General features: G+C 63.1%; 3 protein-coding genes. All 3 read left to right on the plus strand.

Going from position 1 to position 1910, the window contains the following annotated elements; genetic code table 11:
- Positions 1 to 53: 53 nt before the first annotated feature.
- Entirely contained in the window at positions 54 to 419 is a 366-nt protein-coding gene (locus tag EN879_RS33910) for a hypothetical protein (RefSeq protein ID WP_063168189.1), read from the plus strand.
- Positions 420 to 425: 6 nt separating this feature from the next.
- The gene (locus EN879_RS33915) at positions 426 to 671 is read left to right on the plus strand and encodes a cytochrome c oxidase assembly factor Coa1 family protein (RefSeq protein ID WP_244514305.1); all 246 of its coding nucleotides are present in this window, start codon (positions 426 to 428) and stop codon (positions 669 to 671) included.
- A 193-nt stretch (positions 672 to 864) separates the two neighbouring features.
- The coding region (locus EN879_RS33920; protein ID WP_164774760.1) for an FAD-binding oxidoreductase at positions 865 to 1910 on the plus strand (1046 nt) is incomplete at its 3' end.

Below are 1910 nucleotides of genomic sequence, written 5' to 3' on the forward strand. Positions count from 1 at the left end.
CGCGTAGTGTGTGGGGCAGCGGCTGATTCGGCCGCCACAAGGGGTTTGTTTCCATGAGAGAAACCGGCAAGAGCCGACGGACGCGAGAAGCGGCCAGCATCAGCGGCGACCTGATGCTGGCGCCGCTGGTGGCGATGATGCGGCTGCCGTTGATGGCCATGGATGGCGGGAGCCGCCAGCCATGGAGTACGGAGACGGCGCGTGCGGTCAACGAGAAGACCGCCGCTATGGCCGAAGGCGCGTTTGCGGCGCAAATGTCTTTCCTGCAATCGGCGTCGCGGTTCTGGCCGGAAGTCTTTTCCGGCCGCACGCCATCGCTGTTCAACGGGGTTGCGGCGGAGCGCTCGATCAGCGCCGCGCTGAAGCCGGCAAGCCGTGCCGTGAAAGCGAATTTTCGCCGGCTGTCCAACAAGACCTGACCGGGGTTGCAAACCGACAGTTTCTGGGTCGGCGGCCATCTCAACGTCGATGCGAATGGGGCTGGTGACGCCCAGTTCGGCATTCCGGTCCACGGCGCCAGGGGCAAGGGCACGGCCTATTCGACGGCTGTCCGGACAGCCGGCACGTGGAGCCTGCGCCTGCTGGTCGTCAGGGTCGAGGGAGCCGATGCGCCGATCGTGCTGATCAACGAAGATCATGTCCCGATCCCGAATGCTGCAATCGGAATATAGCTAGGCAAAACGCAAAAAAGCGGCCTGAACGCGGGCGCGACAGCTGACAGTTCGGCCGGCTTCGTGGCCCAACAGTCGGGTGACCACTGCAGCGTTCCAGACAAGGAAATATGCTGAAAAGCCGGATGCTGTCTGACAGTATGCGCATGCGTTCATGTGGACCGGTGGCAATTTCAGACAAGGGCACGCGCATATGGTGAGTTCCTTTCGTGCGGTCGTGGTCGGTGGCGGCTGTGTGGGCGCCGGCATTCTCTACGGCCTGGCAAAGCGCGGCTGGACCGATGTGGCATTGCTGGAGCGAACACAGCTTACGGCCGGTTCGACATGGCATGCCGCGGGGCTCATCCCCTCTTACGCGCGCAGCCGCAATGTCGGCCGCATGATCGCCAGATCGATCGCGATCTATGAAGGCCTGGAGGCGGAGACGGGCCAGAACGTCGGCTGGCACAAATGCGGGCAACTGCGCATTGCCAACACGCGCGACAGGCTGGACGAGTACAGAAGCTACATGGACGTTGCCGAGGTCCAGGGAGTGCGGGCCCGGATCGTATCGCCCGCGGAGGCGCGAGAGATCTGGCCGCTGCTCGACAACAACACCATGCTGGGTGCCCTCTACCATCCCGATGACGGCCACATTGCACCCGCCGATGTCACCCAGGCCATGGCCAAGGGTGCACGCGACCTCGGCGCGAAGATCCATCTTGATACCGAGGTCGTGGGTTTCGAGCGGATGCCGAGCGGCGAGTGGAGGGTCAAAACCTCACGCGGCGAGATCGTCTGTGAACATGTCATCCTTGCAACAGGCAATTACGCACGCCAGACAGGCGCCATGCTGGGCCTGGACATTCCCGCGATCCCGATCCTGCACCAGTACTGGATCACCGAGGCGGTTCCCGAAATCGTGGAACGCAAACGGCTTGGTCTTCCGGAGATGCCGATCCTCAGGGACGAGGGTTACGAGGGCTATCTGCGCGAAGAGGGAGACGGGCTGATGTTCGGTCCCTATGAGCGTACCGAGCAGCTCAAGCTGTTCGCCGAAAACGGTGTCCCGGAATGGTTCGGCGCCGATCTGCTCGATGAAGATTTCGATGCCGTTTCCTGGAACTGGGAGCGCGCCACCGAACTGGTTCCCGCGCTCGGGCGCGCCGGCATCAAGCGCAATGTGCGAGGACCTTTCCAGATGACGGCCGATGAGCTGCCGCTGATGGGGCAGGCGTGGGGCCTGGAGAATGTCTGGCT

It is taken from the genome of Mesorhizobium sp. M7A.F.Ca.AU.002.02.1.1 (assembly GCF_003998535.1).
Classification (GTDB): domain Bacteria; phylum Pseudomonadota; class Alphaproteobacteria; order Rhizobiales; family Rhizobiaceae; genus Mesorhizobium; species Mesorhizobium ciceri.